The following is a 24,614-nucleotide window of genomic DNA, read 5'->3' on the forward strand; positions in this document are numbered from 1 at the left end:
ATTCACAAATGATGCGAGGATTGCTCTATCAGATTAATTTTCCCCATTCCCCCTTCTCCATTACCCATTACCTTCTACAATTGTTTCTGCCGCTTCAATGTACTGACTGTCTAACAGAAAAGCACCTTTTTCAAAGCGAATGCCCCAATAATTGCCGGGACGCCGATCGATCACAACGCCTTCAGCGCCGATCGCAATTAAATTCGCTGGCCGCAGCATCGGCATCGGTTCGGCTGTTTTGACGTAAGGTGGCATCGCCACAACTCGGACTTTTTGACCGATTGTAAATTCTTTTTCCATGAGTTTTATTCCCTAAAAAAACGCGGCGATAAAGTAATTTTAACAAAAAATGTTTCTGTTTGATTGATTGATTAGGGATGATAATAGAATGGATAATTATGAAGTGTAATCAAGGGAATTACGGCGAAATTATTGATATTTTAGGGTTCCATCTTCGTTATATTCAAGTTCATAATATTTTCCGCCTAACCCTAAGTCATGAATACATCGTTGGTAGTTTTTGGCTCCCAGATCGAAAGGGTTAGTCCTGTTCAATCTTGCCCATTCAGCTATCTTTAGCTGGTTAGTTACCCCTGAAGCATCGGCTACGGTTTTGACAGTCCAATCAAACATTTTTTTTCCTCTAAGCTGTCTCTCACTCTACCTCTCTATATTAGCTGCTATATATTCACCTATAGGCAATCAAACATTTTTTTTCCTCTAAGCTGTATCTCACCCCTAACTTGGACGATCGCCCGTAAAACCCCTGACCGATCGCGCTACAATTGTCAATCGGGATAAAAACGGCTGATTAGGAAAGTAGAGGAGTAGGTGCTATGGCTACAAGTCGTCGCATTGAGCGTGTAGCTTCAATGGTTAAACGGGAAGTCAGCCTGATGTTGCTGAATGGAATCAAGGACGATCGGGTAGGTGCCGGTATGGTTAGCGTTACCGATGTAATTGTTTCGGGAGACCTTCAGCATACAAAAATTTTTGTCAGCATCTACGGTACTGATGAGGCGAAGGCTGAAACTATGGAAGGTTTGAAATCTGCTACTAGCTACGTCCGCAACCAGTTGGGCCAACGATTGCAACTGCGCCGGACGCCGGAAGTGATTTTTCTGGAAGACCGTTCTTTGGAACGGGGCGATAAAATGTTGATACTGCTGAATCAGCTTTCTGCCGATCGCAAACCGGATACTTTAGATCCCGATGAAGAATTCGCTGAGGATGAAAGTCCCGATTGAAGCGAGAAGGAAGAAGGAAGAGGGGAAGAGAAGGAGATAGGGAAAATTCTCAATTCCCTGTTTTGCCGATTCCCGATTCCCAATTCCCGATTCCCAAATCTAAAATCTAAAATCTAAAATCTAAAATCTAAAATCGAATGATTGACAATCTTTCCTTGCCCGAACTGGTCGCCCAGATGTTCGTGGTGCGCGCTTCTGGCTGCTTGTTCGACCACCAAATTCGCTATCGGGAATGGGAACCAACTGCCAGCAAACTCCGCTATTATCTGGAAAATTTGGGCGTCGGTGGGGTGATTTTGGTCGGGGGAAGTGCTGCGGAGTTGGCAGTTCGATCGCACCAATTGCAGTCTTGGGCTAAGTTTCCGCTGTTGCTGGCGGCTGATATTGAAGAAGGTGTCGGCCAGCGGTTCGCGGGGGCGACTTGGTTCGGGCCGCCGATGGCGATTGCTGAAGTGGCCCGGCAGGATGCAGGTAAAGCCGATCGATATGCTGAACAAATGGGCGCTGTCACTGCGATCGAAGCTAGGGCGATCGGTCTCAATTGGATTCTCGCACCAGTGGTTGATGTTAACAACAATCCCGACAATCCTGTGATTAACGTCCGCGCTTTTGGCGAGACACCGGAAATTGTCGGGAAATTAGCCGCTGCTTTTATTCGCGGCGCAGGCCCGCACCCGGTTTTGACTACAGCTAAGCATTTTCCCGGCCACGGGGACACCGCGGTTGATTCTCACTTGGAATTGCCGGTTTTGCCGCATTCGCCAGCGAGATTGACTGAGGTTGAGTTGCCTTCTTTTGTTGAGGCGATGGCTGCTGGGGTCGATGCTGTGATGAGTGCTCACTTGCTGATTCCGGCTTGGGATGCCGAGTTTCCTGCTACTCTTTCTCGCAAAATTTTGATCGGGAAGCTGCGAGAAGAGTTGGGATTTGAAGGTTTGATTGTGACGGATGCTTTGGTGATGGGTGCGATCGCCAATAAGTACGGCGCTAATGAAGCTGCTGTTTTGGCTGCTGAGGCTGGTGCTGATGTTTTGCTGATGCCGCTTGACCCGGAAGGGGCGATTCTGGCTGTCTGCGAAGCTGTCACTCAAGGGCGGATTCCCATATCACAAATCCAGGAATCTGTCAAGCGAATTTGGAAAGCGAAAATAAAGGTGGGTTTGCCGATTTCTGACCCCCCCCAACCCCCCCTTGCTAAGGGGGGGAGCAAGAATCTACAATCGATCGACTCGATCGAGTCGATCGACTTAAGTTGGCTGGCAACTCCTGATGCCAGGGCAACTGCTGCCGATATTTTGCGAGATTCTTTGAAATTTGGCGGCAATCTACCTTTGCAGGTTGCAAAACCCGCAGAAAACCAGCTTTTGCGGAATTTGATTGTTGTAGATGATGTTTTGGGGTGCGAGTTTTTGGGCAACCACACTCCGGCGATCGCCCTTCCCGAACAGTTTGGTTACGAATTGCAACTGATTGACGATCGCACAGGGGCGATCGCTGAAAATACAGGTGCAGAGCATTTTTCTCCGACACTGCTGCAAATTTTCATTCGCGGCAATTGCTTCCGAGGCAGTGCTGGTTTGACCCAAGCAGCTCAAGATTGGTTTAAGAAATTATTAAAAACGGGAGAACTGCAAGCTGTGTTAATTTACGGCAGTCCCTACGTTTTAGAGCAATTTTTGCCACACTTGCCTCCGAGTCTTCCTTATGTATTTTGTTTTGGCCAGATGCCCACAGCGCAATCTCTCGTTCTAGAAGTGCTATTCGGCATTGACGCCACTGGTAATGATTGAGTTGCTTGCGGGAATTCTGAATCTTTCCTTTGCTGCTTGCTGCGTGAGGAGTTAAATTTATCAACCCGGTTTCTCGCGAGAAATTCTGCCTTTGGTGGCGAAGTATCCAGAAACCGGGAATTGGAGGCGGGTTCCTAAGTTCTCAATAGAGCTTTCCAGCAGATCCGCTTGCTACTGAGGAAAATGTGCTGCGTCTGAAAATCCCAAGACTGATCCCATCACTTACCGATCGTTCCTATAATTTTTTTAAATGGACGGCAGTGAATTGTATAGCTGTATACGGACAAAATTTAACTTCCATATTCCTAAGTTTGGACTATATTATTACCAGGGCCATAAAATTTTTTAGTAAAACATTGAGGGCGCATTATGATTCACTCCACTATTCCCCAAATCCAATACTCTTTAGATGTGATCCAAGATGAAGCGCGTCACCTTGTCCACGAGGGCGTGCTGAGCCGCCAACAGCCGATCTACACGCTTTGCCAATTCATTCCGCCTCGGGAATGGGCTTGTGTAGAGTGCGAATTAGAAAAATGCGACTTCTTGCTGCGCGATCGCATCGCCGACCTGATCGGTTCTGAAAAATGGGACAATGACTAAAGTTTGGTTCTGTTAAATTAAGTTGGCAAGTAAACTCCGGCTGTGTTAAAGACTCTTGATTCTTTAATACTGGGAATTTTCGGCGCGCAAATTTTCCAACTCGGCCCTTAGCGCTGCCATGTGTGCAGTTAATTCTTGAATCTCTAGCTTTACGTTAGACTGTACAACCGACTCGGGAGGAGCATCATTCGCTGCATCTGATTGCTTGGGCGAGACAGATTCACTGTCTGCATTCTCCCGATCGCCCGGTTGAGAGAAAATAGTATCTACAAAATTCCGGGCTTCTCGCTCAGTCATTTCTCCTTTTTCCAGCAGATCATCGGCTAGCTGACCAAAATCTGACTTCAGTTTGTCCAGATTTTCTTCTCGCTTCAAGGGATCTTGCAATGTCTCAATTAAAAAGGAAGTTGCACCTAAAGTTAGGTGAAATCCTGTTTGCAGCATTTGAGGCAGGTTGTCGGGATTCATCTAAAAATGCCGCTAGAACGTTTTTCTGAGTTTTTGGTTCGCTAGTTGCTCCCAAGTCGGGGCGCAAAGCCGCTTTTTAGCGCGAAGATGCTGGCGTTGTGGGTCGCGATCGCCCCGATTCAGGAAATATCAACTTTTGGGGGGAGGTTTTACCGTTGTGCCAATACTAATCGTATCATTACTGCGTAAATTAATAAATGTCAAGTGTAAATTTTTGTAACTACGAATCGAGACTTTCCCACTGGAAGGCTCAGTCTATTTTAGATTTTAGATTTTAGATTTTAGATTGAAGAGGACTTAGGCACGGCGACTAAAAAAACCCCGGTGGCTGATTACCCGTGCGTAAGTCATGTTCAAGCCCGTTAAGGATACAGCGCTTCACCGGTGGAAGGGTCAAATATAAATAGTCGATCGAAGTCAAGCTGTACCTTTAGCCGATCGCCCGATCGCAAGCGAACACTTGCAGGTATTTGTAACTGTACAGTAGTTTCAGCACTCAACAACGGCAAACTCGCCCGAATTAAAGTTTCTCGCCCCAGAGGTTCAACTACTTTTACCTCTAGATCGAGGGGGACTTTTTCTAAGGCCCAAACATCGCTTTTCAAATCATCTTCTTCTACTGTTTGTGGCCTAAAGATTTCTATATTTTCTGGACGGATGCCCAAATCAAATCCTTGTCCTTCTCTCGCCTGCAATTTTTTCTGAATCGAGGGCGGACAGGCTAAAGATTGATCTCCTACTTGAAAGGAGTCGTTAGTATAAATTGCCGGCAAAATGTTCATGGCGGGATTGCCTAAAAATGTCGCAACCATGCGGTTAGCTGGTTTGGCGTAAATGCTTTGCGGGTCTCCAATTTGTTGAATTTTTCCCCCATTTAAGACTACAATCTTATCAGCTAAAGTCATCGCTTCCACTTGGTCGTGGGTGACGTAAATTGTGGTAATTCCCAGCCGTTGATGCAGTTGTTTGAGTTCTGCTCTAGTGTCGTCTCGCAGTTGAGCGTCGAGGTTAGAAAGCGGTTCATCTAAAAGAAATACTTTCGGTTCGCGGGCGATCGCCCTTCCCAGTGCTACCCGCTGCTGCTGTCCGCCTGATAGCTGTTTGGGCTTGCGCTTGAGGAGGTGGTCGATCGAGAGCGATCGGGCGACTGTTTCGACTCGTTCTTGAATTTTAGTCGGGTCAACATTCCGCATCCGCAATCCAAATGCCAGGTTTTCTGCGACAGTCATGTGCGGATAAAGCGCGTAATTTTGAAACACCATTGCAACGTCCCGCTGTCTGGCCGGAATGTTGTTAACTAAATTATCTCCGATGTAAAGATTACCGGAAGTGGCGGTTTCTAAACCTGCAATTGTCCGCATAATTGTGGATTTTCCGCAGCCGGAGGGCCCGACTAATACCCAAAATTCCCCGTCCGGGATTTTGAAGCTGATGTTTTCGATCGCGGTGACGTTTTGGTAGCGTCGGGTAATATTTTCTAAGCGAACATTTGCCATTTTGTGACTGTAATTGGTAATTGATAATTAGTGATTTTTACCTTCAGTGTTCAGCCTTCAGAAAACTGTTCTAATTCTAAAACTGTGCGGTCTAATTCTTCCACTATAGGCGTTAACTCAGCTTTGCGGAATGCTTCTACTAAAGAACGATAATACCAGAGAGAACCATCTTTGCCACCTTTGAAGCGTTCCCAAACAGTATCTCCTAATTGACGGGAATCTTTCAGGATCGATCGAGCATTATAAAGTTTATCAGCAGCCGAGACTAATCTGACTGAGGCAGAAGCTGTAGAAATGCGATCGATATAAGCTTGTTTTCGCTGTCCCCAAGGGGGTTTCGGCGTCTCGTCACTGTCGGTACAGCCGTCTACAATCGCTGTTACCGAAAGCATCCAGGATACCCGCCACGTGATTCATCCGTCCAGAAATAAAAAACCTGTATCTGATGAAACTTGCCGAACGTATTTATCTCGCGCAAGTCAATTCTTCAATCTAAAATCTAAAATCTAAAATCTAAAATCGATTGACGGTATCCCCAAAGCGGCGGCGGATGGCTTCGCGGGTGGTGGGGCCGCCTCGATCTTCGATCGCCGGAGTGAAGCAAAGCTGCGATCGCCTCATCTTCATTTGCCCCATATTCTAAAGCTATACTAGCAGTGCCCAACAAATGGGCAATGTAGGGAACGCCGGAACCTTTGCGAACTTGGGTAGCGTGCAATTCGGCCCCATAGGTGAGGGCTTCAGAAAAACGGTTTGAGAGAATCATGAAAGTCACCTTTCTGAATTGCTATGATATATAAATTGTCGGGCTAAGTTGAAAAGACAAAATCTACCAAGTTCAATCATGTCATCGAATGCGATCGAGAGCGATCGCTTGTAAAATTATAATCGTTAAAGAGATGTTTATAGCATGACAGCTACTATAATTATACCAAACAGTGGCGACCAAAACTCAGACCAAGAACTACCGCAAAAATTAGAAAATGTAGCAGAAATTCCGCCACAATCTGAGACTAAAAAAGTCATATCTCTCGAAAAGTTTTTAGTCAAGCCTCCTGATAGAATGGAATGGGTTGACGGCAACTTAGTTGAGAAAACAGGAATGACATTCAAGCACGGTCTCGCTCAAGCTAAATTATCTACATCCTGGAGAAATTACAAACATTCCAGCGGACAGGGAGGAGAAGTTGTTACAGAAGTCCTTTGCCGCACTAGCAAACAGGGTCGCCGTCCCGATGTTGCTTACATTACTCCTGAACTGCTGCCACAATCAGGCAATTTTACAGCCTTTTCCCAAAGTTTTCCTTTGATAGCGGAAGTTGCTTCTCCCGAAGATAGTGGCGAAGAGTTATTTGCCAAAGCTCAGGAATATTTGGAATCGGGATGTTTAGAAGTTTGGTTGCTGTTTCCTGAAGCTAGATTAATATTTGTCAATGCAGGGCAACGCTGGCGGTTGTTTAATGCCGATGAAGTTGTTAACACTCAAAGTGTGCTTGCAGGTTTTAGCGTAGCTGTGAGTGAATTGTTGGCTTGAGGAATTTGTTCAAACAAAATTATCAAAGATTCTGCAGTATTGATATAGTAGTACGCGGTGCAAAAAACGGTAAGCCATGACAGCCACAAATCTCGTCAATAAATTTGAGTACAAACCCCTATACAAACCAAATCAATTAATTTGCGGAACGGGGCAAACAGCCATTGTCAGCGGCTGGACAGTAAAAAGTGCGATCCTTTCCAAGGGCAGCGCTAACGGCAAAAAATTACAACCCAATGAATTTGCTGTCATCGGACAACTATACTCTCCTACTCGCGGCATCAACTTCTTAATTAGAAACTTGCTGTGCAATCCCCACGTCCGCTTTTTAGTAATTCTCAACGCTACCAAAGAAGACCGCAACTCCGGTGCCGCAGCGTGCCTAATCGACTTTTTTCGTAACGGCTTTGAAGCAGGCAAAAGCGATACAGGTAGAGATTGCTGGCTAATTAAATCTTCAATATTTGGCTACATTGATATTGAAATAGCAGCAGAAGCCTTAGAACTATTGCGTCATTCAATAGAATGGAAAGAAGCAAAAAACATAGCAGAAACAGTGACTTTTGTCAAGTGTTTTTCTGAAAAAGAATCTGTTGAACCCTGGGGAGAACCCGTAACTTTTCCGCTAGTCGAAATCGTCCCCACCGTACTCCCCGGCCAGAAATACGGACACAGAATCGAAGGCAAAACTATCGCCGAAACATGGGTAAAAATCATTCACCGAATTAAGACCACCGGCACCTTGCGGCCGACTGGTTACGACGGACAGTGGCAAGAATTAATCGACTTAATGGCAGTGATTACAGATGAACCTGCGGAGTTCTATTTTCCCGAACCGAATTACTTACCAATCGACCGCGATTTCCTCGAACAGTACAAACCGCAAATGCTGGAAGATGCCCCGTATAACGAAGGCATTAAATATACCTACGCACAGCGGATGCGGTCGTGGTTTGGACGAGATCAAATTGAAGAAGTTATTACCAAACTAATTAAGGAAATTGACGCGGCAAGTGCTGTAATTAGTCTGTGGGATGCAGGCGGAAATGTTAACAGAAGGGCTGACGGTTCCTCAGACCACCAGCACAGCGGCAGCCCTTGTTTAAATCACATTTGGGTGCGAGTTGTAGACGGTGAAATATCGCTAACCGCAACTCTCCGCAGTAACGATATGTTTGCGGCTTGGCCGGCTAATGCCATGGGTTTGCGGGCTTTGCAGCAGCACATTCGAGATGAAATTGCGAGGCGTTCCGATTATAATTTGACGATGGGCCCGTTGGTAACGCTGAGTCAATCGGCTCACTTGTATGACGATACCTTTGAAAATGCCGATCGACTAATTCAAACCCAATATGCTAAAATCTGCGAAGATCGAGACTTTTTCGATGCAGCAGGCAATTTTTTAGTTGAAGTAGCCGACAATCAAATAGTTGTCACGCAAACCACCCCCGGCAGTGGCGAAGTTGTCACCTGTTATTCTGGAAAAAACCCTCTCAAGTTAGTGCGAGAAATTTGTGCAGCTTCCCCGGCTATCAAAGGCGAGCATATTGGTTATTTGGGAATAGAATTGCAAAAGGCGGCCGAGTGTCTGAAAACCAGCAACCAATACATTCAGGATAGAAAATGAATCTAGAAGAAGAAAGACCGAGTTGGGACGAATACTTCTTAATGTTAGCAAAATTGGCTGCTACTCGATCGACTTGTTTGGCTTTTCCTGTAGGCGCAGTGATAACTAAAAACAGGCAAGTTTTAGCAACGGGTTACAACGGTTCGCCGTCTGGTTCGGCACACTGTACTACTCAAGGCTTCTGCTATCCTGGTTTGAGTAGTTGCGACGCCAGCAAAACTTTGCCATCAAGGGCGGTTCACGCGGAAGCAAATGCGATCGCCAAAGCTGCTAAACACGGTATATCTACTGCTGGGGCAAGTATTTACGTCACTTTAGAACCCTGCATCTATTGTTTGAAATTAGTCATTGCGGCGGGCATTAGAGAAGTGTTTTACGAAACGAGTTTTAACAGCGGAGAAAAAGCTGCTTTGAGAGATACTTTTATCAGTGAAGGTATTGTTGAGTTAAAACAAATTCAGCTATCTGAAGATACAGCAAAAAAGGCGGCTTTGTTTTTGTTGCATCCTACATCTGTTGCCAAAAAATTAGTATAGGATCAATCCTTCCCGTGGTTGTCGCAGCCACAGGAAATAACTGTGCTGTGTCCCTATAAATGATATTTATTTGCTGGCAATTTGTAGGGATACGGCAGTGCCGTATCCTAAATCCCGTGTGATACACAGGATATTATTTCCGGTCCCTAATACGGTAGGGGCGGGTTCACCAAAAATATCTGCCAATAATTGACAATCTCAAAAACCCGCCCTTTTAATCGCTCGATCAGACAGGATATGATATTTATTTTACCCTTTGCAAAGACACAGCACTGCCGTGTCTTTACAACAAATAGAGATGGCAATTAACCAAAAAACGGCCTGACAAATTATGAATACGGTGTAGTTCAATCAATCAAACTCATTCACCACTTGCAAATAGTCGATCGCCGCATCTATCCTCGAAGAATACTTAAAAGCAAACTGATCGAACCAATATCCCTCATCGGAATTCTTATCCAACTTTTTCAGCCAAACCTGAGCTTGCCTAACTTTCTGTCTGTGCGTTTGTACGTCCAACTCCGGCACCGCGACTTTTTCTGCTGGCTGCGGTTCCAGTGAAGCTACTTCCTGAGCTTGATTTTGTGCTTCGTGCTCAGCCTTAAGGGGTTGCTGTGAAGCCACTTCTTGAGCTTTATTTTGCGCTTCGTACTCAGCCTTAATTTGAGCTAAATCCTTGTCCAAAGGACTAGCATACAAATTTATATCTGATGTTTTAAATGTTGGATTTGCCGGCGCTTGTGCTTGCACCGGCGCCTGAGTTTTCAACTCAGCATTTTTTTGAGATGCTTGATACTCTGCCTTAAGTTCACCTAACAGGCGTTCGATAGATTCCATAACTTAAACCCCCTAAAAAATGCTGCTGGGCTAACTAGCCCAAATATAATCGCGTGAACTTCGCCCGCCTCCTCAATCAGTTATTGCATTCAGCAATACCTCTGTCAGGGTCATTCCTTCAATATCATCCATCGTGACAGTATCAACGATATCAAATTTAGCCCCGGCGCTTTGCAGTTCGTCATCCAATATTTTGAGAAACTTAGTAGCTTCCGGCGCATTTCCTACTTGAATGAAAGAAATCGCCAACTCTTCATCTCGATCGAGCTTCCGGGAAGCCTCTATAATCGTTTTCATCACTTCTTTGCGATCGTCCGGTTCGCCGTCCGTCACTACTAATATTGTTTCCCCATTTTGCTTAGTCTTACCGGATGCTTTGCGCTGAAAATAACTGTTCAAGGCGTCTTGCAGAACAGCCGCTAAATTCGTAGTTCCCGAAGGTTCGTTTTCTTGGAAAATTTGCACGACTTTAGCTGATGTTACGTTGTCGTAGCGCTTGAAGCGACCGGAAAACACATAAACTGTTATGCCATCAGGATCGAGTTCTTCGCATTTATTCGCCAATGCGATCGTCGATTCTTGCATGAGCGCCCACCGACTTTTACCGCCCATCTGGTCTTTTGTGTACATACTGCCGCTTTTGTCAATAATGATGGTATAATCGCGGTTCTGAAGCATAAGATTTTTCCTGTTAATTAAGTTCCAAAAATATCAAAACCAGCGAGCAGAAGCTGTTGAGCTTTAGTTGCTCGCTGCGTTTTTTAGTTGATTTGCGATCGCAAATACCGGAATTTAAGCTGCAACTAAAGCATCTTTAAGTGGCTTCCAGCTAAAAGCTCGATCGCCCCCCATCTCAACTGCTATTTTAACTCGCGGTTCTAACGTCGGCAAAACAGTCAAATACTCAATCTCCTGACTCGACAAAATCTGCCCTTCAATAATCCACAGCACCAGTCCTTTTGCTTTAGGTGGCAAATTGTCTAATTGAGTTTTCAACATCGGCGGCACGTAGTACGTATAACCCACAGCCCCTTCATTGCCAGTAGTTTTCTTGCCCAAATGCGGTGGCCGCACCCCGTGAACCCCCGTTAAATACATCGCCAAATCGCCCAAACCCCGCGCCGTAATCGTGTACCCACCGTAGCCCGCAGCCCTCAGCCTGCGGAGGTAGCGCCCCTCAAATCCTCCTTCTAAAGGAACGTACAGGGCCAGCGACCCCGACTTTTCCAAATCCCGAATCAGATCAGATCCTGTCGTAATCAGTCCCATAAATTGTGTTTCCTGCTGTATCAAAATTTGGTCGATCGCTGCTTGCGAGCTGGAAATATTATAAATCCTAAAGTTGAGGCGAAAAATTCTCATCGCGGCCTTGACAAACGGCAAACACTTCATGTACTATTGTGAATTGTCGCCGTCAAGGATACTGAGTGGTTTGCTGCTCAAGTCCTGGCACAAAAAAGCAAGACCGAGACAAAACTCGGAGATATAGTAGGTAAAAAGCCGCGAATCTCAACCCTTGCAAGACTTCCACAAGCTCGCTCCCAAATTTAAAACTCAAATTTTAAACACCGAGGAAGGCTGTTGGTTGATAACAGTTAATTGCAGGAACACTGAAATAAATGTTTCTGCACAAGAGCAAGCGGATTGACGTAAATTTCGCAATCCGAAACCTCTTGCGTAAATAAAAGGAAGAAAATCCGTGTCTGTAGGCATTCTTGGCACTAAACTAGGCATGACTCAAGTGTTTGACGACCAAGGGAGAGCCATCCCCGTCACCGTCATACAAGCAGGGCCTTGTACAGTAACTCAAATCAAAACCAAACAAACTGACGGCTACGGTGCCGTTCAAGTTGGATACAACGAAGTCAAACCAAAGGCTCTAAACAAGCCAGAACTAGGACACCTTGCCAAGTCGGGGGCGAATCCATTGCGCCACTTGCAGGAATACCGCTTGGAAGACACCAGTTCCTTTGAATTAGGTCAACAACTAAAAGCAGATACCTTTACACCGGGACAAATAGTAGATGTCATCGGTACAAGCATCGGTAAAGGTTTTGCAGGTTTTCAAAAGCGCCACAACTTTAAACGAGGCCCCATGTCTCACGGTTCCAAGAACCACCGCGAGCCTGGATCGATCGGACCTGGAACTACTCCTGGTCGCGTTTATCCTGGGAAAAGAATGGCAGGACGTATGGGCAACGTTCAAGTCACCGTCCGCAAACTAACAATTGTCCGGGTGGATACAGAGCAGAATTTGCTGCTAATTAAGGGAGCAGTTCCCGGCAAAGCTGGCGCCTTAGTCAATGTTGTGCCTGAGAAAAAAGTAGGACGTTAGTCAGTAGTCATTAGTCAGTAGTCAGCAGTCAGTAGATAGTGGTTGGTCGTTAGTAGCAAGCAATAACTAAGAACTAAAAGCTGAAAACTAAAACCCAAAACTAAGACCTGAAAACAGACAACAGACGACAGACAACAGACAACAGACAACTAACAACAGACAACTAACAACAGACAAAGGACAAAAGATATGGTTAATTGTGTAGTGCGAAATTGGCAAGGCGAAGAAGTTGGAGAAACAACTTTAGAACTGCGCGTAGCCAAAGAAGAAAATGCGTCTCACATCGTTCACAGAGCATTGACGCGGCAACTGAATAACGCTCGTCAAGGAAATGCTTGCACCAAAACTCGATCGGAAGTCAGAGGCGGTGGCCGCAAACCCTGGCGTCAAAAAGGCACCGGCCGAGCCAGAGCAGGTTCAATCCGTTCTCCGCTGTGGCGGGGCGGCGGTGTCATCTTCGGGCCAAAACCGAGAGACTTTGAAGTCAAAATGAACAAAAAGGAACGCCGTCTCGCTTTGCGGACAGCATTCCAAAGTCGCACCGAAGACATCATTGTGGTTGAAGAATTTGCAGAGCAATTTCCGAGACCGAAAAGCAAAGAATTGCTGAGTGCGATCGCCCGCTGGGGCATCGAACCCGATACAAAAGTTCTGTTAATCTTGCCAGAACCGCAACCAAACGTCTACTTATCCGGACGCAACATCGAATTAGTAAACGTCATCTTGGCAACCTCCCTGAATGTTTACGACGTTCTCGCGGCTGACAAAATTATCGTCACATCTACAGCCATAGCTAAAATTCAGGAGATTTACGGTGAGTAAAATCGACCCCCGCGACTACGCAGATTTGATCCAGCGTCCGATTCTCACCGAGAAAGCTACCCGAATGATGGAATTAAATCAATTCACATTCGACGTAGCTCCCAAAGCGACGAAGCCTCAAATCAAAGCTGCAATCGAAGAACTATTTAAGGTCAAAGTCATCGGCGTCAACACCCAAAACCCGCCGCGCAAAAAGCGTCGAGTTGGCAAATTCGTCGGCTTTAAACCTTGTTACAAGCGAGCAACCGTAACTCTGACCGACGGAGACTCGATCCGCAAACTCCTATTCCCAGAAGTCTAGACGATTTTGGATTTTAGATTTTAGATTTTAGATTTTAAATTGCGGTTAACTGGTGGAAATTATCGAACCAGAAAACTCGTAAGTTAACCAAATATCGCCAATCTTCAACCTAAAATCTAAAATCGATAAACGTCAAATCCAAAATCCAAAATCCAAAATCTAAAATAGATCGATTATGGGCATCCGTTCTTACCGACCTTATACCTCCAGCACCCGAGAACAAACCGTCTCGGACTTCGCTGAAATTACCAGATCAGAACCAGAAAAGTCTCTAACCAGCAATAAGCACACCAAACAAGGCCGCAACAACCGAGGCGTCATCACCTGTCGCCACCGGGGAGGCGGTCACAAACGGCTGTATAGAGACATCGACTTCCGCCGCGACAAACACAGCATTCCCGCTACTGTCAAGGCGATCGAATATGACCCCAATCGCAACGCCCGCATCGCCCTCCTGTTCTACAAAGACGGCGAAAAACGGTACATCTTGCACCCGCTCAACTTAAACGTCGGTACAGTAATTGTCTCAGGCCCAGACGCGCCGATCGAAATCGGCAACGCCCTCCCCCTGAAGAACATTCCCCTCGGTACCAGCATCCACAACGTCGAGCTAGTACCCGGAAAAGGCGGACAAATTGTTCGCTCCGCTGGCTCCAGCGCTCAGCTAATGGCAAAAGAAGGTAGCTACGTCACCCTCAAACTGCCATCCGGCGAACAGCGCAAAGTCCGCGCCGACTGCTACGCCACCATCGGTCAAGTCGGCAACACAGACGCCAGAAACATCAGCCTCGGCAAAGCCGGCCGCACCCGCTGGAAAGGTCGCAGACCCACCGTTCGCGGTAGCGTCATGAACCCGGTAGACCACCCGCACGGCGGTGGCGAAGGCAGAGCTCCCATCGGACGTCCGGGGCCTGTCACTCCTTGGGGTAAACCAGCATTGGGTGCAAAAACTCGACGCAAAAACAAGCGCAGCGACGCTTTAATAGTCCGGCGCCGCCGCAAAGCTTCCAAACGCGGCAAGGGCGGCAGACAAAGCTAGTCATCAGTCAGCAGTCTTCAGTGCTTAGTTATTAACTGCTAACTAATGACTGAGGACTGATGACCAATGACTGCTGAAAGCTGACTAATGACTCCTGAATTACTAAAAAAATCATGTCTCGATCGCTAAAAAAAGGGCCTTTTGTCGCAGATCATCTGATGACAAAAATCGAAAAACTCAACGCCGCCGGCCAAAAACAAGTAATTAAAACTTGGTCGCGCTCTTCCACAATCCTGCCCCAAATGGTAGGTCACACGATCGCCGTTCACAACGGCAGACAGCACGTACCAGTCTACCTCACCGACCAAATGGTAGGTCACAAACTCGGAGAATTTTCCCCCACTCGCACCTTTAGAGGTCACGCGAAAAGTGGTGATAAAAAGGCGAAAAGATAGCCGAATTAGGTGACAGGTAATAGGTAGTCGGAAAAAAAATTACCAATTACCAATTACCTTTTGCCCAATTACCAATTACCAATTACCGAAATCGAAATGGCTATAGATACCACATCCGAAATTAAGGCGATCGCCCGTTACATCAGAACATCCCCCTTCAAAGTGCGCCGAGTCCTCGACCAAATTCGTGGCAAAAGCTATCAAGAAGCGCTGATTTTACTCGAATTCATGCCCTACCGCGCCTGCGAACCAATCGTCAAAGTTTTGCGATCGGCAGTAGCCAACGCCGAACACAACGCAGGATTGGATAAATCCAAGCTAGTAGTGTCTCAAGCTTACGCAGACCAAGGCCCAGTCCTCAAACGCTTTAGACCCCGCGCTCAAGGTCGCGCCTACCAAATTCGGAAGCCAACCTGTCACATTACCGTAGTAGTAGCTCCGCTCGTAGAAAACTAAACCAGGGAAAAACGTAAGAGGTAATAAACAGCTTAAAGTTGAAAAAAATGGGTAATCATCAATTACCAATTACCAATTACCAATTACCAATTACCAATTAACTCATCAACTATTATGGGCCAAAAAATACATCCAATTGGTTTTCGCCTCGGCATTACCCAAGAGCACCGCTCTCGCTGGTTTGCCGATCCCAAAAACTATCCAGAACTCTTGCAAGAAGACTATAAAATTCGCAAGTACGTTCGTAAAACCCTCAGCAATGCTGGGATTTCCTCGGTCAAAATTGAGCGGAAAGCCGATCAAATCGACCTAGAAGTCTTCACCGCCAGACCAGGCGTTGTCGTAGGCCGCGGCGGAGCAGGCATCGAAACCTTGCGCGTCGGTTTGCAGCAGCAACTCGGTAGCAACCGCCAAATCCGCATCAACGTCGTCGAAGTTCAGCGAGTAGACGCCGATGCCACACTGATCGCGGAATACATCGCTCAGCAACTAGAACGGCGCGTATCCTTCCGCCGAGTAGTCCGCCAAGCAATCACCCGCGCCCAAAAAGTCGGCATCCAAGGCATCAAAATTCAAGTCAGCGGACGCCTCAACGGCGCAGAAATCGCCCGTACCGAATGGACGCGCGAAGGAAGAGTCCCCTTGCACACGCTGCGGGCAGACATCGACTACTCCTACTGCACTGCTCAAACCATCTACGGTATTCTGGGCATTAAAGTTTGGGTTTTCAAAGGCGAAATTATTCCCGGACAGGAACAAGAGGCTGCACCAAATGCAGCAGTGCCCCGCACCAAACAAAAGCGCCGTCGCCAGAACTTTGAAGATCGATCGAACGAAGGCTAGCTAATTGTTAACTGTTAGTTGTCACTTGTTAATTGTCAGTTGTTCCAAACCAATTAGCAATTAGCAATCACCAATTACCAATTACCAATTACCAATTACCCAACTCCCTTTCGCCATGTTAAGCCCTAAAAGAACCAAATTCCGCAAACAACAGCGCGGGCGAATGAGCGGTGTTGCCACCCGCGGCAACACAGTTAGCTTTGGCGACTTCGCGCTCCAAGCCGTCGAACCCGCCTGGATCACTTCCCGCCAAATAGAAGCCGGACGGCGCGCCATGACCCGTTATATCCGCCGGGGCGGCAAAATCTGGATTCGCATTTTTCCCGACAAACCAGTCACCCAGCGCGCAGCAGAAACCCGGATGGGTTCTGGTAAAGGCTCACCAGAGTTTTGGGTTGCCGTGGTCAAACCGGGCCGGGTAATGTTTGAAATTGGCGGCGTAAGTGAAGAAACTGCCCGCGAAGCAATGCGTTTGGCATCTTTCAAATTACCAATTAAAACCAAGTTCATCACTCGCGAAGAAGACCAGTCATAGCGAAGAGCGAAGGTAGAATTAGGTCTGTATTAATCAGCATTTTAAACGGCTACAGCATTTTAAAATCTGGCTTTCATAACTTTTCTTTCCTTCGACCTTCAGCCAAGCGAGACAATTCTGTCTTCTGTCATACCGCTCGCTAACGATAAAGCACACAATTATGTCTTTGACCAAGATTAAAGAAGCTAGAGAATTAAGCGATGCTGCAGTAGCAGAGCAAATTTTAGCCGTCAAGCGCCAACTAATGGAATTGCGGCTCCAGCAAGCTACCGGCCGCATGGAAAAGCCTCACCTGTTCAAGCACGCCAAACACCGGCTAGCTCAATTGATGACAGTTGAACGCGAGCGCCAAATCGTTGCTGAGAAAGAAGCAGCAGCAAAATCAGCCGCAGCTAAACAGGTAGCACAGCCTGCTGCAACCGCAGCAGTCAGCCAAGAGTCAGAAGCAGCCGAGCCGACGATCGCACAGTAGCTAAAAACAAGTCAATTGCACAACAAAAATAGGTAGCTATGGCAATTAAAGAACGAGTTGGCGTAGTAGTCAGCGACAAGATGGATAAAACCGTCGTGGTAGCAATCGAAAACCGCTCCTCCCACACCAAATACGGCAAAATCGTAGTCCGCACCAAGCGCTACAAAGCTCATGACGAAGAAAATCAGTGCAAATCGGGCGATCGTGTCCGCATCACTGAAACTCGACCACTGAGCAAAACCAAACGTTGGACGGTTGCTGAGATTTTCGGGACAAAAAACGGCTAACAGTTAATTGCGATCTCGCGCCCGCCCGATCGGTACTTGATTAATCAATTAGCCGTCAACAGTCAACAGTTAACAGTCAACAGTTAACAGTCAACAGTTAACAGTCAACAATCACCATGATTCAACCCCAGACATACCTCAATGTCGCCGACAATAGCGGAGCCCGCAAACTGATGTGCATCCGCGTATTGGGAGGCGGCAACCGTCGCTACGGCGGAGTCGGCGATGTCATCATTGCCGTCGTCAAAGACGCCATCCCCAATATGGCCGTCAAAAAATCAGATGTCGTCCGGGCTGTCATTGTCAGAACCCGCAAAGGCCTGCGCCGCGACAGTGGCATGAGCATTCGTTTTGACGATAACGCCGCCGTTATTATCAACGTAGACGGCAACCCCAAAGGCACTCGCGTCTTCGGCCCGGTAGCCCGCGAACTGCGCGACAAAAACTTTACTAAAATCGTTTCCTTAGCCCCGGAGGTACTTTAAAATGTACGGAAAAAAGGGTAAACCAACTAGCGAACCGCAGCGCTACAGAATGCACGTCAAAGCAGGCGACACCGTGCAAATAATTACTGGCAAAGAGAAAGGAAAAGTCGGAGAAATCTTAAAGACATATCCTAAAGTCAGCAAAGTAATTGTTAAAGGTGTAAACATCAGAACAAAGCACGTCAAGCCCCAGCAAGAGGGAGAATCAGGCAAAATAGTCACGTTTGAGGCTCCCATTCACAGCTCAAATGTCATGCACTATTCCGAAAAAGAGAAAATAGCGAGCCGCGTTTGCTATACATTTAGCGAAGATGGCCGGAAACTGCGACAACTCAAAAAAACCGGAGAAATCCTCGATAATTAGTCATTAGTCATTAGTCATTAGTCATTAGTCATTAGTCATTAGTCATTAGTCATTAGACAAATGCTTTCCTGACAACTGACAACTGACAACGGACAACTGACAACAGTCAACTGACAACTAATAATTCCCTGACCAAGCCCAGGGACAGTTAACGAAACACAAAAACTATGCCGGACAAACTCAAGGTTCTTTATCAAGGAAAAATCGTTCCCACACTGATGGATCAGTTTAAATATACTAATATCCATCAGGTTCCCAAACTCGTCAAAGTTACAGTGAACCGCGGTTTGGGAGAAGCATCTCAAAACGCTAAGGCACTCGATTCGTCGATCAACGAGATTGGGATCATCACCGGGCAAAAACCAGTGGTGACGCGGGCCAAAAAAGCGATCGCAGGCTTCAAAATCCGCAAAGGAGTACCCGTCGGCGTTATGGTGACGCTGCGCGGCGATCGGATGTACGATTTTCTCGATCGGCTGATCAACCTCGCACTTCCCCGCATCCGCGACTTCCGCGGCATCAGCCCCAAAAGCTTCGACGGGCGCGGCAACTACAGCTTGGGTCTGAGAGAACAGCTAATTTTTCCAGAAATAGAATATGACCGCATCGATCAAATTCGAGGCATGGACATTTCAATTATCACCACAGCAAACACCGACGAAGAAGGACGCGCCTTGCTTAAAGAAATGGGAATGCCGTTCCGGGACAACTAAGCACTAGAGTAAGAAGCAAAAGATGGCAGCTAACGATACCATAGCAGATATGTTGACGCGCATTCGCAATTCTTGCATGGCGCGCCACCAAACAACGCAAATTCCAGCTACAAAAATGACCCGCAGCATCGCCCAAGTCCTCAAAAGTGAAGGCTTCATCGGCGAATTTGAAGAAGCAGAAGCAGAAGGGGTCAAGCGACATTTAGTGCTTTCTCTAAAGTACAAAGGTAAAACTCGCAAGCCCATTATCACGGCACTTAAGCGAGTCAGCAAACCAGGACTGCGCGTTTACTCGAACCGTAAAGAATTGCCCAGAGTATTAGGCGGAATTGGCATTGCCATTATTTCCACCTCCAGCGGCATTATGACGGATAGAGAAGCTCGACGCCAAGGTTTGGGCGGTGAAGTGCTTTGTTATGTTTGGTAGTCATTAGTCATTAGTCATTAGTCACTGGTCGTTGGCAACAGACTCAAAAATCAATCACTAAGGACTAATAACTAAGCACTAATAATCAAGGACTAATAACTAAAAACAAAGGACCAAAAAACTATGTCGCGAATTGGCAAGCGTCCGATTAGCATCCCCACGAAAGTCACCGTCACCCTAGACGGTCAAAAAGTAGCCGTCAAAGGCCCTAAAGGTGAACTTTCCCGAGTTATCCCAGCCGAAATCCTCATGGGAATTGAAGGCGAGACTTTACTCGTTACCCGCCGAGACGAATCTCGCGTCGCCAGACAACTGCACGGCTTGTGCCGCACCCTCGTCGCCAACATGGTCGAAGGTGTATCAGAAGGTTTTCAGCGGCGTCTCGAAATTATCGGCACAGGTTATCGGGCACAGGTTCAAGGACGGAACCTGATTTTAAACGTCGGTTACAGCAAACCCGTTGAAATGCCCCCTCCAGAAGGCATCACAATGGCAGTTGAAGGCAACACCAACGTCATTGTCTCCGGCATTGACAAAGAACTCGTAGGCAATACAGCAGCCCGCATCCGCGCGGTGCGTCCGCCCGAAGTCTACAAGGGCAAAGGCATTCGCTACAGCGGCGAAGTTGTCCGGCGCAAAGCTGGTAAAACAGGCAAAACAGGTAAGAAGTAACAATGAAGCTTACTCGCAAAGAATCAGTCCAGCGCAGACACCGCCGTGTTCGGCGCAAGGTGTTCGGCACCGCCGAACGTCCCAGACTAGCGGTATTTCGCTCAGATCAGCACATCTACGCTCAAGTCATCGACGACACCGCCCAGCACACTTTGGCCTCCGCGTCAACCCTCGATCCCGAATTGAAGTCAACTCTCAGTTCTGGCGGCAACTGTTCCGCGAGCGTGCAAGTCGGTCAGTTGATTGCCAAACGCTGTTCCAGCGCTGGCATAGTCAAAGTCGTATTCGATCGCGGGGGCAACCTCTATCACGGTCGTGTCAAAGCCCTCGCAGAAGCAGCTCGCGAAGCGGGGTTAGACTTTTAGGAAGAAGGAAGAAGGAAGAAGGAAGAAGGAAGAAGGAAAAAAGAATATACAACAAAATTCTTAATTCCTAATTGTTAATTTCTCATTTCCAACTACCAGTTACTAATCCCCAATTCCCAAAGAACAAAACTATGGCAGAACAAAAAGAACAGCGCAACAAGAAAAAAAGCAGCAGCAACAACAAAGGGCGCGAAAAAGAATCCGAATGGCAAGAACGGGTTGTTCAGATTCGGCGCGTTACCAAAGTAGTCAAAGGTGGTAAAAAACTCAGCTTCCGCGCCATAGTCATTATCGGCAACGAACGCGGTCAAGTAGGAGTAGGAGTCGGCAAAGCTAGCGACGTAATCGGTGCCGTTAAAAAAGGCGTCGCTGACGGCAAAAAGCACCTAATTGAAGTCCCCCTCACCAAATCTAACTCCATCCCTCACCCCATCAACGGTGACGGTGGCGGAGCTAAAGTGATGATGCGGCCGGCCGCTCCAGGAACCGGGGTAATTGCAGGGGGAGCAGTGCGAACTGTTCTCGAACTAGCAGGAGTCCGCAACATCTTAGCCAAACAGCTAGGTTCTGGAAATCCCTTAAACAACGCCCGAGCCGCAGTCAATGCCCTCTCCACCCTCCGCACCTTGTCCGAAGTTGCTCAAGAGCGCGGAATTCCAGTAGAAAATCTCTACGGTTAGGGCACGCGAGAATGGGAAACTGTAAGTTTTGAGTGTTAAGTGCTTGCGGTGAAAATAAAAAAATCCGCAACTCAAAACTCACGCACTCAAAACTACTGCGTACCCCCTCTCTAAATACCAATTACCAATTACCAATTACTAAAACTATGAGATTGCAAGACGCCCGACCCAAAGCAGGCTCCCAAAAGCGCCCCCGACGCTTGGGCAGAGGTATTTCTGCCGGTCAAGGCGCGAGCTCCGGCAAAGGGATGCGCGGTCAAAAATCTAGAGCCGGTAGCGGCACTAGACCCGGTTTTGAAGGAGGTCAAAATCCTCTCTACCGCCGTCTCCCCAAGTTGAAAAGCTTCCCTCTAGTGAACCGGAAAGAGTACACTACCATTAATGTAAGTAAATTAGCATCGCTGCCAGCAAACACCGAAGTTACTCTCACCTCTCTGATCCAAGCAAAAATTGTCACCACAGACGACGGGCCGCTGAAAATCTTAGGAGATGGCGAACTGAATGTACCTTTGCAAGTGCGCGCCTCGGCTTTTACCGCAGGTGCTCGCACCAAAATTGAAGCTGCAGGCGGAAGTTGCGAATTAGTTGCGTGAAGATTTGAGGTTTGAGAGTCTGTCCAAATCTCAAATCCTCAAGCTTGCTATCAGAAAATGATTTAGTCGAAAATCCCAAATCTAAAATCCAAAATCGTAACTATGGACGTTAGTAGAGAGAAAGCGCCAACTGCACAAGAGACGTTCATGCAGATGGCTCAAGCTGCTGGTTTGCGAGGCCGCATCCTCGTAACCGTTGGCTTACTGATTTTAGTACGCCTGGGTGTCCACTTGCCAGTCCCCGGCATCGATCGAGTCGCCTTTGCCCAAAACGTCCAAAATAGCCCTTTAATTGGCTTTCTGGATTTGTTCTCAGGAGGCGGCTTGTCTGCTTTGGGGATTTTCGCGTTGGGGATTTTGCCCTACATTAATGCTTCAATTATTGTGCAACTTCTAACTGCGGCTCTGCCAAGCTTAGAAGACTTGCAAAAAAATGAAGGGGAAGCGGGGCGGCGCAAGATTTCTCAAATTACTCGCTACGTTTCATTGGGCTGGGCAATTCTGCAAAGTATTGGCATTGCGATTTGGGTCAGCCCTTTTGCTCAATCTCCAGCGCCTTTATTCATAGCAGAAACTGCTTTGGCTCTGACAGCCGGCTCAATGTTTGTGATGTGGATATCGGAAGTGGTGACGGAACGAGGTATCGGGAACGGAGCTTCGTTGTTGATTTTTATCAATATTGTGTCGGTATTGCCACGCTCTTTGGGACAAACTTTTGAATTGGCTCAAAGTGGGGACACGCAAGTTGTCGGCCGCGTAGTCGTTCTACTGCTGGTCTTTTTGGTGACGATTGTCGGGATTGTTTTTGTTCAGGAAGGTACTCGCCGCATTCCGATTATCTCTGCCCGGCGCCAAGTCGGCCGCAAAGTTTATCGGGAGAGCCGGAGTTATCTGCCCCTGCGCTTGAATCAAGGCGGAGTGATGCCGATTATTTTTGCATCTTCGGTGTTGATTGTGCCTTCTTTCCTCGCTCAGTCTCTCAATAACCCGTTTTTGGTTCAAGTTGCTAATGTTTTGAGTCCGAACGGCCCAGCCCCTTGGGCTTACGCGCTGTTTTATCTGACTTTGATTCTATTCTTCAGCTATTTCTACGCTTCGTTGATTGTCAACCCCGTAGATATGTCTCAGAACTTGAAAAAAATGGGCGCTAGCATTCCGGGAATTCGTCCGGGTCAGAAAACGAGTGATTATGTGGAGAAGGTTTTGAACCGTTTGACTTTCTTGGGAGCGATTTTTCTCGGTCTGGTGGCCATTGTACCAACTGCTGTAGAAAGCGCGATCGGAGTGCAAACTTTTAGAGGTTTTGGCGCAACTTCCCTACTGATTCTAGTAGGTGTCGCGATCGAAACTGCTAAGCAAATTCAAACTTACGTCATCTCCCAGAGATATGAAGGAATGGTGAAGTAATCGTAATGCAATTTATTTTCATGGGGCCTCCAGGGGCGGGAAAGGGAACTCAGGCTCAGATATTAGGCGCTCTCTGGAAAATACCCCACATTTCTACCGGCGAAATCCTGCGCGCCTGCGTGGTGGCGAAAACTGCCTTGGGTCTAAAGGCGCAAGCCTACATGGACAGGGGTGAGTTGGTTCCCGACCAATTGCTGATGGATATCGTGCAGGAACGCTTGAATGAACCGGACGCTAATGCGGGCTGGATTCTCGACGGCTTTCCCCGCACTGTTACCCAGGCAACTTTTTTAGACAAACTGCTGCACGAGCTTAGCGGTGCCGAGGGGAGTACATCGAACCCAAAATGTGGTCTCAAAGCTGTTAATCTCGACGTTCCTGACGACATTTTGGTGTCTCGCCTGCTGTCGCGGGGCCGGCAGGATGACAATGAGGAGACGATCCGCCGTCGGTTGCAAGTTTATCGCGAGCAAACTGAGCCTTTGATTGATTTTTACAGCGGCCGTCAACAGTTAGTTGCGGTTGATGGCGATCGAGCAATGGAATTAGTCACCGCAGAACTGCAACAATCTCTCTCGATCGACTCTTGAACCCTCTCAATACAGCTTGTTACTCACAAGCTTTTGCTAAGATATGTTAACTAGGAGCTTTTTGTGCTATCAGGTTTTGTGAGGGTTGCTAGAGACCGGATTGAACTCGATACTAATTGCCACAACTTTACTCAAGTAAAGCTAAAACAAGCGGTTGGTTGAGTATTAAAGTCGATCGAGGCGCCCTAATTATTGCCCCCCGTTCCCGTTGGACTCCTACCAGTAAATAGGTTTTGAGGCTCACGCCGGGACACTCCTAGTTAATCAAATGTAGAGTTGAGGTAAATACCAAATTGTCTAAGCAAGATTTAATTGAAATGGAAGGGACAGTGACGGAATCCCTGCCCAATGCGATGTTTCGCGTTGACCTAGATAATGGGTTTAACGTGCTGGCTCACATTTCCGGCAAGATCCGCCGCAACTACATCAAAATTCTGCCTGGCGATCGCGTCAAAGTCGAATTGACTCCCTATGACTTGACCAAAGGCAGGATTACATATCGCCTTCGGAAAAAATAGGCTTAGATAAAACTTTCTAAAAACTAATTCTAAGTTTAATTTAGAGAGAATTTGGTAAAAAGCTTCAAATTTATGCTATAATGCTACGTTTGTAGTGTTGCCGAGAAGGGCGTCAACAACCTACCGGTGTATCGGGTTAAGTCATTGTTACACCGTAAAAACATCGCTCGCCACCAC

Annotated in this window: 35 protein-coding genes and 1 pseudogene; 27 read left to right on the forward strand and 9 right to left on the reverse strand. The window is 47.1% G+C overall.

All coding sequences use genetic code 11. The features are described from left to right. Window positions 1-60: 60 nt before the first annotated feature. Window positions 61-300 carry a regulatory protein SipA gene (gene sipA / locus QUA88_RS11700; RefSeq protein ID WP_333058291.1) on the reverse strand — a complete coding sequence of 80 codons (240 nt, stop codon included), beginning with the start codon at window positions 298-300 and terminating at the stop codon, window positions 61-63. A gap of 129 nt (window positions 301-429) precedes the next feature. Beyond that, on the reverse strand, window positions 430-633 hold the full coding sequence (locus QUA88_RS11705) for a hypothetical protein (RefSeq protein ID WP_333271832.1): 204 nt from the start codon (window positions 631-633) through the stop codon (window positions 430-432). Window positions 634-836: 203 nt separating this feature from the next. On the opposite strand from QUA88_RS11705, the gene rbfA reads away from it, so the two are divergent. The 3 genes from rbfA to QUA88_RS11720 all read left to right on the forward strand — a co-directional run bounded on the left by rbfA (window position 837) and on the right by QUA88_RS11720 (window position 3,640). Further along, a complete protein-coding gene (rbfA, locus tag QUA88_RS11710) occupies window positions 837-1,247 on the forward strand; it encodes a 30S ribosome-binding factor RbfA (protein WP_333057776.1) in 411 nt (136 codons plus the stop codon). Window positions 1,248-1,384: 137 nt separating this feature from the next. Continuing rightward, window positions 1,385-3,037, forward strand: a complete 1,653-nt coding sequence (locus QUA88_RS11715; protein ID WP_333057777.1) for a glycoside hydrolase family 3 N-terminal domain-containing protein — start codon at window positions 1,385-1,387, stop codon at window positions 3,035-3,037. Window positions 3,038-3,406: 369 nt separating this feature from the next. Beyond that, window positions 3,407-3,640, forward strand: coding sequence for a DUF4327 family protein (locus QUA88_RS11720; protein ID WP_333057778.1), 234 nt, complete (start codon window positions 3,407-3,409; stop codon window positions 3,638-3,640). Window positions 3,641-3,703: 63 nt separating this feature from the next. Here the strand turns inward: QUA88_RS11720 and QUA88_RS11725 are convergent, their stop codons facing one another. From QUA88_RS11725 to QUA88_RS11740, 4 genes and pseudogenes are all read right to left on the reverse strand, one after another. Next, window positions 3,704-4,108, reverse strand: a complete 405-nt coding sequence (locus QUA88_RS11725) for a hypothetical protein (RefSeq protein ID WP_333057779.1) — start codon at window positions 4,106-4,108, stop codon at window positions 3,704-3,706. Window positions 4,109-4,470: 362 nt separating this feature from the next. Continuing rightward, a complete protein-coding gene (locus QUA88_RS11730; protein ID WP_333209331.1) occupies window positions 4,471-5,604 on the reverse strand; it encodes an ABC transporter ATP-binding protein in 1,134 nt (377 codons plus the stop codon). Between the two features lie 50 nt (window positions 5,605-5,654). Then, on the reverse strand, window positions 5,655-5,996 hold the full coding sequence (locus QUA88_RS11735; RefSeq protein ID WP_445243067.1) for a hypothetical protein: 342 nt from the start codon (window positions 5,994-5,996) through the stop codon (window positions 5,655-5,657). Between the two features lie 136 nt (window positions 5,997-6,132). After that, a pseudogene (locus QUA88_RS11740) lies at window positions 6,133-6,370 on the reverse strand (HD domain-containing protein); the annotation flags it as partial. A gap of 144 nt (window positions 6,371-6,514) precedes the next feature. On the opposite strand from QUA88_RS11740, the gene QUA88_RS11745 reads away from it, so the two are divergent. The 3 genes from QUA88_RS11745 to QUA88_RS11755 all read left to right on the forward strand — a co-directional run bounded on the left by QUA88_RS11745 (window position 6,515) and on the right by QUA88_RS11755 (window position 9,301). Beyond that, entirely contained in the window at window positions 6,515-7,138 is a 624-nt protein-coding gene (locus tag QUA88_RS11745) for a Uma2 family endonuclease (protein ID WP_333057781.1), read from the forward strand. Between the two features lie 76 nt (window positions 7,139-7,214). Continuing rightward, complete coding sequence (locus tag QUA88_RS11750) at window positions 7,215-8,765, forward strand: thymidylate synthase (RefSeq protein WP_333057782.1); 1,551 nt, start codon at window positions 7,215-7,217, stop codon at window positions 8,763-8,765. Continuing rightward, window positions 8,762-9,301: a dCMP deaminase family protein gene (locus QUA88_RS11755; protein ID WP_333160370.1), complete on the forward strand. Its 540-nt coding sequence runs from the start codon at window positions 8,762-8,764 to the stop codon at window positions 9,299-9,301. The genes QUA88_RS11750 and QUA88_RS11755 overlap by 4 nt, the downstream gene beginning before the upstream one ends. 351 nt (window positions 9,302-9,652) lie before the next feature. On the opposite strand, the gene QUA88_RS11760 is transcribed toward QUA88_RS11755, so the two are convergent. The 3 genes from QUA88_RS11760 to QUA88_RS11770 form a co-directional block, all read right to left on the reverse strand. Next, a complete protein-coding gene (locus QUA88_RS11760) occupies window positions 9,653-10,138 on the reverse strand; it encodes a salt stress protein, Slr1339 family (RefSeq protein WP_333209328.1) in 486 nt (161 codons plus the stop codon). 72 nt (window positions 10,139-10,210) lie between these two features. Continuing rightward, window positions 10,211-10,816: a VWA domain-containing protein gene (locus tag QUA88_RS11765; protein WP_333057785.1), complete on the reverse strand. Its 606-nt coding sequence runs from the start codon at window positions 10,814-10,816 to the stop codon at window positions 10,211-10,213. A gap of 114 nt (window positions 10,817-10,930) precedes the next feature. Then, on the reverse strand, window positions 10,931-11,407 hold the full coding sequence (locus QUA88_RS11770; protein ID WP_333239162.1) for an NAD(P)H-quinone oxidoreductase subunit N: 477 nt from the start codon (window positions 11,405-11,407) through the stop codon (window positions 10,931-10,933). Window positions 11,408-11,837: 430 nt separating this feature from the next. Here QUA88_RS11770 and rplC point away from each other — a divergent pair, with 430 nt between their 5' ends. The 21 genes from rplC (at window position 11,838) to infA (ending at window position 24,437) form a co-directional block, all read left to right on the forward strand. Beyond that, on the forward strand, window positions 11,838-12,473 hold the full coding sequence (rplC, locus tag QUA88_RS11775; RefSeq protein ID WP_190657996.1) for a 50S ribosomal protein L3: 636 nt from the start codon (window positions 11,838-11,840) through the stop codon (window positions 12,471-12,473). 189 nt (window positions 12,474-12,662) lie between these two features. Beyond that, window positions 12,663-13,295, forward strand: coding sequence for a 50S ribosomal protein L4 (rplD, locus tag QUA88_RS11780; protein ID WP_190657994.1), 633 nt, complete (start codon window positions 12,663-12,665; stop codon window positions 13,293-13,295). Beyond that, window positions 13,288-13,596: a 50S ribosomal protein L23 gene (locus QUA88_RS11785; protein ID WP_006634999.1), complete on the forward strand. Its 309-nt coding sequence runs from the start codon at window positions 13,288-13,290 to the stop codon at window positions 13,594-13,596. The genes rplD and QUA88_RS11785 overlap by 8 nt, the downstream gene beginning before the upstream one ends. 175 nt (window positions 13,597-13,771) lie before the next feature. Further along, window positions 13,772-14,635, forward strand: coding sequence for a 50S ribosomal protein L2 (gene rplB, locus QUA88_RS11790; RefSeq protein ID WP_333057787.1), 864 nt, complete (start codon window positions 13,772-13,774; stop codon window positions 14,633-14,635). Window positions 14,636-14,748: 113 nt separating this feature from the next. Continuing rightward, window positions 14,749-15,030 (forward strand): 30S ribosomal protein S19, encoded by a 282-nt coding sequence (rpsS, locus tag QUA88_RS11795; RefSeq protein ID WP_041623488.1) that lies wholly within the window; start codon window positions 14,749-14,751, stop codon window positions 15,028-15,030. Between the two features lie 96 nt (window positions 15,031-15,126). Next, window positions 15,127-15,486, forward strand: a complete 360-nt coding sequence (gene rplV / locus QUA88_RS11800) for a 50S ribosomal protein L22 (protein WP_190657986.1) — start codon at window positions 15,127-15,129, stop codon at window positions 15,484-15,486. A gap of 114 nt (window positions 15,487-15,600) precedes the next feature. Next, on the forward strand, window positions 15,601-16,329 hold the full coding sequence (gene rpsC, locus QUA88_RS11805) for a 30S ribosomal protein S3 (RefSeq protein ID WP_006634995.1): 729 nt from the start codon (window positions 15,601-15,603) through the stop codon (window positions 16,327-16,329). A gap of 115 nt (window positions 16,330-16,444) precedes the next feature. Further along, complete coding sequence (gene rplP, locus QUA88_RS11810; protein ID WP_333057788.1) at window positions 16,445-16,864, forward strand: 50S ribosomal protein L16; 420 nt, start codon at window positions 16,445-16,447, stop codon at window positions 16,862-16,864. 160 nt (window positions 16,865-17,024) lie between these two features. Further along, window positions 17,025-17,336 carry a 50S ribosomal protein L29 gene (gene rpmC, locus QUA88_RS11815; protein WP_333101806.1) on the forward strand — a complete coding sequence of 104 codons (312 nt, stop codon included), beginning with the start codon at window positions 17,025-17,027 and terminating at the stop codon, window positions 17,334-17,336. A gap of 38 nt (window positions 17,337-17,374) precedes the next feature. Beyond that, the gene (rpsQ, locus tag QUA88_RS11820; RefSeq protein ID WP_006634992.1) at window positions 17,375-17,623 is read left to right on the forward strand and encodes a 30S ribosomal protein S17; all 249 of its coding nucleotides are present in this window, start codon (window positions 17,375-17,377) and stop codon (window positions 17,621-17,623) included. Window positions 17,624-17,739: 116 nt separating this feature from the next. Further along, window positions 17,740-18,108 (forward strand): 50S ribosomal protein L14, encoded by a 369-nt coding sequence (gene rplN / locus QUA88_RS11825; RefSeq protein ID WP_006634991.1) that lies wholly within the window; start codon window positions 17,740-17,742, stop codon window positions 18,106-18,108. A gap of 1 nt (window position 18,109) precedes the next feature. Continuing rightward, window positions 18,110-18,472 carry a 50S ribosomal protein L24 gene (gene rplX, locus QUA88_RS11830; protein WP_265233163.1) on the forward strand — a complete coding sequence of 121 codons (363 nt, stop codon included), beginning with the start codon at window positions 18,110-18,112 and terminating at the stop codon, window positions 18,470-18,472. Between the two features lie 167 nt (window positions 18,473-18,639). Continuing rightward, complete coding sequence (gene rplE / locus QUA88_RS11835; protein ID WP_006634989.1) at window positions 18,640-19,185, forward strand: 50S ribosomal protein L5; 546 nt, start codon at window positions 18,640-18,642, stop codon at window positions 19,183-19,185. A gap of 22 nt (window positions 19,186-19,207) precedes the next feature. After that, window positions 19,208-19,612, forward strand: a complete 405-nt coding sequence (rpsH, locus tag QUA88_RS11840) for a 30S ribosomal protein S8 (protein ID WP_190657976.1) — start codon at window positions 19,208-19,210, stop codon at window positions 19,610-19,612. Window positions 19,613-19,735: 123 nt separating this feature from the next. Continuing rightward, the gene (gene rplF, locus QUA88_RS11845) at window positions 19,736-20,284 is read left to right on the forward strand and encodes a 50S ribosomal protein L6 (protein ID WP_333057791.1); all 549 of its coding nucleotides are present in this window, start codon (window positions 19,736-19,738) and stop codon (window positions 20,282-20,284) included. A gap of 2 nt (window positions 20,285-20,286) precedes the next feature. Next, window positions 20,287-20,649: a 50S ribosomal protein L18 gene (gene rplR, locus QUA88_RS11850; RefSeq protein ID WP_333057792.1), complete on the forward strand. Its 363-nt coding sequence runs from the start codon at window positions 20,287-20,289 to the stop codon at window positions 20,647-20,649. A gap of 131 nt (window positions 20,650-20,780) precedes the next feature. Beyond that, complete coding sequence (gene rpsE, locus QUA88_RS11855; RefSeq protein WP_190745441.1) at window positions 20,781-21,329, forward strand: 30S ribosomal protein S5; 549 nt, start codon at window positions 20,781-20,783, stop codon at window positions 21,327-21,329. Window positions 21,330-21,475: 146 nt separating this feature from the next. Continuing rightward, a complete protein-coding gene (rplO, locus tag QUA88_RS11860) occupies window positions 21,476-21,922 on the forward strand; it encodes a 50S ribosomal protein L15 (protein WP_006634984.1) in 447 nt (148 codons plus the stop codon). A 102-nt stretch (window positions 21,923-22,024) separates the two neighbouring features. Then, entirely contained in the window at window positions 22,025-23,329 is a 1,305-nt protein-coding gene (gene secY / locus QUA88_RS11865; RefSeq protein ID WP_333057793.1) for a preprotein translocase subunit SecY, read from the forward strand. 5 nt (window positions 23,330-23,334) lie between these two features. Then, a complete protein-coding gene (locus QUA88_RS11870) occupies window positions 23,335-23,919 on the forward strand; it encodes an adenylate kinase (RefSeq protein ID WP_333209323.1) in 585 nt (194 codons plus the stop codon). A gap of 293 nt (window positions 23,920-24,212) precedes the next feature. After that, on the forward strand, window positions 24,213-24,437 hold the full coding sequence (infA, locus tag QUA88_RS11875; RefSeq protein ID WP_006276978.1) for a translation initiation factor IF-1: 225 nt from the start codon (window positions 24,213-24,215) through the stop codon (window positions 24,435-24,437). Window positions 24,438-24,614 lie beyond the last annotated feature (177 nt).

This window comes from Microcoleus sp. D3_18_C2, assembly GCF_036702395.1.
Classification (GTDB): domain Bacteria; phylum Cyanobacteriota; class Cyanobacteriia; order Cyanobacteriales; family Microcoleaceae; genus Microcoleus.